The 6,755-nt window shown below is 72.6% G+C and carries 2 protein-coding genes; both read left to right on the top strand.

Annotation, left to right across the window (positions count from 1 at the left end):
- On the top strand, positions 1-2,430 hold a 2,430-nt coding region (locus ACIBVQ_RS40450), incomplete at its 5' end, for an SDR family NAD(P)-dependent oxidoreductase (RefSeq protein WP_399184253.1).
- A 72-nt stretch (positions 2,431-2,502) separates the two neighbouring features.
- Positions 2,503-6,755, top strand: a 4,253-nt coding sequence (locus tag ACIBVQ_RS40445; RefSeq protein WP_399184251.1) for a type I polyketide synthase, incomplete at its 3' end; no start/stop codon positions are given.

Genomic DNA, 6,755 nt, shown 5'->3' with positions numbered 1-6,755 from the left:
GTCCGCTTCCACGACGCCCTCACCACCGCCGCACCCACCACCGACCTCTTCCTCGAACTCGGCCCCGACCCCGTCCTCACCACCTTCGCCACCGAGACGACACCCGACATCCCGGCCTTCACGACGTTGCGCCGTGACCGGCCGGAATCCACCACCCTTCTCACCGCGGCCGCCCGCCTGCACGTCGGTGGCGTGGACGTCGACTGGACCGCCACCCTCACCGGACAGCCCAGGACCGTCGACCTGCCCACCTACGCCTTCCAGCGACGTAGGCACTGGCTGGAGCGGGGCGTCTCCTCCGGAGGTGACGGCTCACGGCACGCCCGTTTCTGGGACACGGTCGGCAGGGGGGATCTCGACTCCCTGGTCTCCGCCCTGGGCACCGAGGGGGAACGGGTGCGGGACGCCCTGGGCACGGTTCTGCCCGCCCTGGCGTCCTGGCACGCCGCCGACGGTGTCCGTTCGACCGTCGACTCGTGGCGTCACCGCGTCGTGTGGCGTCCCCTCGACACGGTGACCCCGGCGCGGAGCCGTACCGAGGGGAGCTGGTTGCTCGTCCGACCGGCCGGGGTGGCCGGGGCGGCGTGGGCCGACGTGCTCGCCCGCGCTCTCACCGGGCGTGGGACGCGGGTGGCGCCGGTGGTCGTCCAGGCGGGTACGGCCGACGCCGAGAGCATCGGTACGGCGCTGGCCAACGCCCTGGAGCACCTTCCCTCCGCGCCGTCCGGGGTGTTGTCCCTGCTCTCCCTGGACGACTCCCCGTGTCCCGGACATCCGGCGGTGCCCAGCGGGGCCGCCGCCGAGGTCGCGCTGATCCAGGCCCTCGACCTGGCGGGGATCGGCGGACGGTTGTGGACGGCGACCGCCGGGGCGGTCTCGACGGGCCCCTCGGACCCGGTCAGCCGTCCGGCCGGGGCGCTCGGGTGGGGCCTCGGCCCGGTCGTGGCCGCGGAGAAGCCCGAGCGGTGGGGCGGTCTGATCGACCTGCCCGTGACGCCGGACCCGCGTGCCGCCGCGCACGCCGTCACCGCCCTGACCGGGCAGCACGGTGAGTCGGAGTTCGCGGCCCGCGCGAACGGCCTCCTCGTACGGCGGCTGGTACCCGCGCCATTTCCCGGGGGTGGTGCCCCGGTGCCGTGGACGGCGGAGGGAACCGTACTGATCACCGGCGGCACGGGGGCGCTGGGCGGCCATGTCGCGCGCCGTCTGGCCGCCAACGGCACCCGGCGGCTGCTGCTGGTCGGGCGCCGGGGGCTCGACGCGCCCGGGGCCGCCGAGCTGGAGGCCGAGCTGACCTCCCTCGGCGCCCAGGTCACCGTGGCCGCCTGCGATGTGGCCGACCGGGAGGCGCTGGCCGCCGTACTCGCCGCGATCCCCGCGGAACACCCGCTGACCGCGGTCGTCCACACCGCGGCCGTGCTGGACGACTCGCTCGTCGGCTCCCTGACGGCCGAGCGGATGGAACGGGTGCTGCGGGTGAAGGTCACGGGCGCGCTGAACCTGCACGAGCTGACCCGGGAGCTGGATCTGTCGGCGTTCGTGCTGTTCTCCTCGGTCACCGGCACGCTCGGGTCGGCGGGGCAGGGCAACTACGCGCCGGGCAACGCCTTCCTGGACGCCTTCGCCGAGTACCGCCGCGCGGCGGGCCTGCCCGCCACGTCGATCGCGTGGGGGCACTGGGACGGCGAGGGCATCGCCGATCCCGCCGCGAAGAGGCAGCTGGTGCGTGACGGCTTCCCGCCGATGGCGCCCGGCCTCGCCGTCACCGCGCTTGAGGAGGCGGTCGGGCACGGGGAGACCAGACTTGTCGTCAGCCGTGCCGACTGGGCCTCGGTGCTCTCGGCCAGGCCGTACCCGCTGCTGGGTGAGCTTCCCGAGGCCGCGCTGAACGCGGCCGACGCCGTGGCCCAGGAGCCGGAGGAGGATCTGGCCGTCCGACTGGCCGCGATGCCCGAGTCTGAGCGGCGGCAGACGGTTCGCAGGCTCGTCCGTGGCGAGGTCGCCGCCGTGCTGGGGTACGAGTCGGCGTCCGAGGTCGAGGACCATCGCGGCTTCCGCGACCAGGGGTTCAGCTCGCTGTCGGCGGTCGAGCTGCGCAACCGCCTCAGCCGGCTGACCGGTACGGCGCTGCCGAGCAGCCTGGTGTTCGACCACCCGACCCCCGAGGCGCTCATCGAGCATCTGCACGACCTCCTGGTCCCCGAGCCTGAGCCGCCGTCGGCCGTGGCGCTGGCCAAGCTCGACGAGTTGGAGGACCTGCTGGCCGAGGGCGCGGTCCCTGAGCCGGACCGGCAGGCCGCCGTCTCCAGGCTGCTGCGGCTCCTTGAGGGTCCGCGTCCCGAGGAAACGACGGCCGGTTCCGGCGATCTCTCCGCCGTCTCCGACGACGAGCTCATCAGCTTCATCAGCAACGAACTCGGCATCTCCTGAAGCTCCCCTGTTCAGCCCGTGCGGAAGGCAAGACCTGTGAGTGACGACCAGATCCGGCATCTCCTCCGGCGTGTGACCGAGGAACTGCACAAGACACGTGAAGAGCTGCGCGACGTACGGGACGGACAGCGGGAGCCGATCGCGATCGTGGGCATGGCCTGCCGCCTGCCCGGCGGCACCGACACCCCCGAACAGCTCTGGGACCTCGTCTCAGGCGGCCGGGACGCCGTCACCGAGTTCCCCACGGACCGGGGATGGAACCTCGACGAACTCTACGACCCCGACCCCGACCGGCCCGGCACCTCCTACACCCGCCACGGCGGCTTCCTGGACAGCCCCGGCCACTTCGACGCCGACTTCTTCGGCATCTCCCGCCGTGAAGCCCTCGCCAGCGACCCCCAGCAACGCCTCCTGCTCGAACTCGCCTGGGAGACGCTGGAACGCGCGGGCATCGACCCCCGCCGGTTGAAGGGAAGCCGTACCGGGATCTTCGCCGGGACCAACGGGCAGGACTACGCGAGCACACTCAGCCGGGTCCCCGAGGAGGTCGAGGGATACCTGATCACCGGCACCGCGGCGAGCGTGCTGTCCGGGCGGGTCTCCTACACCTTCGGTTTCGAGGGACCCGCGGTGACCGTGGACACCGCCTGCTCCTCCTCCCTGGTCGCACTGCACCTGGCCGTCCGTTCCCTACGCGCGGGTGAGTCCGATCTGGCGCTGACGGGCGGGGTGACCGTCATGTCGTCGCCGAGTACGTTCGTGGAGTTCTCCCGGCAGCGGGGGCTGGCGCCCGACGGCCGCTGCAAGGCCTTCTCCTCGACCGCCGACGGCACCGGCTGGGCCGAAGGCGCCGGACTCCTCCTCCTGGAGCGACTCTCCGACGCCCAACGCAACGGACACCGCATCCTGGCCGTCATCCGAGGCACCGCCATCAACCAAGACGGCGCCTCCAACGGCCTCACCGCCCCCAACGGACCCGCCCAACAACGCGTCATCCGACAAGCCCTCCACGACGCCGCGTTGACCTCAACCGACGTCGACGCCGTCGAAGCCCACGGCACCGGCACCACCCTCGGCGACCCCATCGAAGCCCAAGCACTAATCGCGGTCTACGGCAAGGACCGGCCTGCTGATCAGCCCCTGTGGCTCGGGTCATTGAAGTCCAACATCGGCCACGCCCAAGCCGCCGCCGGAGTCGCCGGAATCATCAAGACCGTCCAGGCCCTGCGCGAAAAGGTCCTGCCCAAGACCCTGCATGTGGACCAGCCCACCCCCCACGTGGACTGGAGCGCAGGAACCGTACGACTCCTCACCGCGAACACCCCCTGGCCCCAGACCGGGCGCCCCCGCCGAGCGGCCGTGTCCGCCTTCGGCGTCAGCGGCACCAACGCCCACGTCATCATCGAACAAGCCCCGGACCCCGCGCCGGCCACGCCGGAACCGGAGACCACCGGGGTGGTGCCGCTGGTCGTCTCGGGGCGTTCGGCGGCGGCGTTGGCGGCCCAGGCCACCCGCCTGGCCGACCACCTGGAAACCCGCCCCGAGCTGCGCCCCGAGGACGTCTCCCACTCCCTGGCCACCACCCGCACCGCCTTCGAGCACCGCGCGGTCGTCCTGGGGCGGTCACGGCAGGAGCTCACGGACGGGGTCCGGACGGTCGCCGTGAACGGCCGGGACAACGGTGTGACGACGGGCGTGGCGACAGGCGCCCGGGGTGTGGTGTTCCTGTTCAGCGGGCAGGGCAGCCAACGCACCGGCATGGGCCGAACCCTGTATGACACCTACCCCGCCTTCGCTCGTGCCTTCGACCAGGTCACCGCCCTGTTCGACCCCCACCTCGACGTCCCGTTAAGAGATGTCGTCTTCGACCCCGCCCACGAAGAACTGCTCAACCACACCCTCTACACCCAACCCGCCCTGTTCACCCTCCACACCGCCCTGCACCACCTGCTCGCCTCCTGGAACATCCACCCCACCGCTCTGGCAGGCCACTCCATCGGCGGCATCACCGCCGCCCACCTCGCCGGCGTGTTCAGCTTGCAGGACGCCGTCCACCTGGTCGCCGCCCGCGCCCGCCTCATGGACGCGTTGCCTCCCGGCGCCATGGCCGCCATCAACGCCCCAGAAACAGACATCACCCCCCTGCTCAGCCCCGGGGTGGGTATCGCCGCCCTCAACACCCCCACCTCAACCGTCATCACCGGCGACGTGGAAGCCGTCCGGAAACTCACCGACCACTTCACAAGGCTGGGCCGCAAAACCAAGCACCTCACCGTCAGCCACGCCTTCCACTCCCACCACCTCGACCCCATCCTCGACGACTTCCACCACGCCATCGAAGGCCTGACCTTCAACCCCCCCACCCTGCCCGTCATCTCCGACCACACCGGCGAACCCCTCACCCACACCGACCCCACCTACTGGACCAACCACCTACGTCACCCCGTCCGCTTCCACGACGTCGTACGGCGTCTGCACGAGGGGGTCGAACCGGGCGAGAGGTTGGACACGTTCCTGGAGATCGGCCCGGACGGGACGCTCAGCGGGATGGTCCAGGAGACCCTCGGTGCCGAGGGCGTGACCGCGATCCCGGTGTCGCGCCGTAACCGGCCGGAGGACACCGCCGCGCTCACCGCCGTGGCGCGCCTGTACGTCGGCGGCGTGGACGTCGACTGGACCGCCACCCTCACCGGACAACCCAGAACCGTCGACCTGCCCACCTACCCCTTCCAGCGGGAACGGCTGTGGATCGACGCGCCCCGCAGGGCGGCGGACCCCGCCGATCTCGGTCTCGCCTCGGCCGGTCACCCCCTGCTGGGGGCGGAGGTCCGGTTGGCCGGCGGTGGAGGCACGGTGCACACCGGCACCCTGTCCACGACCACCCACCCCTGGCTGGCCGACCACGCGGTCTTCGGCACGGTCGTCGTCCCCGGCACGGCCCTTGTCGAACTCGCCCTGCACGCCGCCGACCACGCCGGGCACGACGGCGTCGAGGAACTCGTCCTGCACGCCCCGCTCGTCCTCGCGGAGGGCACGGCCGCCGACCTCCAGGTGATCACGACCGCCTCGGCGGAGACGCCCGGGCGACGATCCGTCGAGATCTACTCCCGTCCCTCAGGGGGAACCGCTGGAGGAACCGGCGACTGGACCAGGCACGCCGACGGGGTTCTCACCCCGTCGGGAAACGCGGCCCCCACGGCGGATCTCACGGCGTGGCCGCCCCCGGGCGCGCGGCCTCTCGACGTGGAGGACGCCTACGACAGGCTGGCCGGCGCCGGTCTGGGGTACGGGCCGGTGTTCCAGGGGCTGCGGCGGGCGTGGCGGCGGGGTGAGGAGCTGTTCGCCGAGGTCACGTTGCCTGACGGAGCCCGGGATGACGCGGCGCCGTACGGTGTGCATCCGGCGTTGCTCGACGCGGCCCTGCACGTCGCCGCGTTGGAGTGGCTCGACGACGACCCTCGGCTGCCGTTCGCCTGGAACGGCGTACGGCTGCACGCCTCCGGCGCGACCACGCTACGGGTGCGCGCGGTGGTCTCCGGTTCGGGGTCGTTGAGCCTGCACGCGGCCGACGCCACGGGAGCGCCCGTCGTCTCGATCGACGAGCTGCGGGTTCGCCCGGTCGGGCGCGACCGCCTTCGGGGGGCGGCCCACGGTGACGCGCTCTTCCGGGTCCGCTGGGAGGCGCTCCCGCCGGAGGCCCTGGCGGACGGGGAACAGCGGTGGGCGGTGCTGGGCGGGCCGTTCTCCGCTCCGGCGGGGGTCACGGTCTCCTCGTACGCCGACCTCGCCTCGCTCGCCAAGGACCTTGGGACCGGGACGCCGCCTTTCTCCCTCGTCGTGCTCGTGATCTCCGCCCAGGACGATCCGGTGGCCGGGGCGCACGACAACGCGGAACGGGTGCTGGCCGTACTGCGGGAGTGGGTCGAACGGTGGGACGACGGGCGGCTGCTGGTCCTGACCAGCGGCGCCGTCGCCGCAGGCGAAGGTGAGGTCGTGGACCTGACGGCGGCCCCGGTGTGGGGGCTGGCGCGTTCGGCGCAGACCGAGCATCCGGGGCGCGTGCTGCTGACGGACCTGGACGGGGACGACGCCTCGTGGGCGGCGCTGCCGTACGCGGTGGCGACGGCGGTCGCCGTGGACGAGCCTCAGGTGGCGGTGCGCGCGGGGTCCTTCCTCGTGCCCCGGCTCAGCCGGGTCTCCGCCGGCGGCGGGACCGGGAGCTGGGATCCTGAGGGGACGGTGTTGATCACCGGTGGCCTCGGCACCCTCGGCACCACCATCGCCCGCCACCTCGTCACCACCCACAACATCCGACACCTCATCCT

It is taken from the genome of Streptosporangium sp. NPDC049376, from assembly GCF_044466505.1.
Lineage (GTDB): Bacteria > Actinomycetota > Actinomycetes > Streptosporangiales > Streptosporangiaceae > Streptosporangium.
Note: the sequence above shows the minus strand (reverse complement) of the source record. Positions and strands in the feature narration are given on the sequence as shown.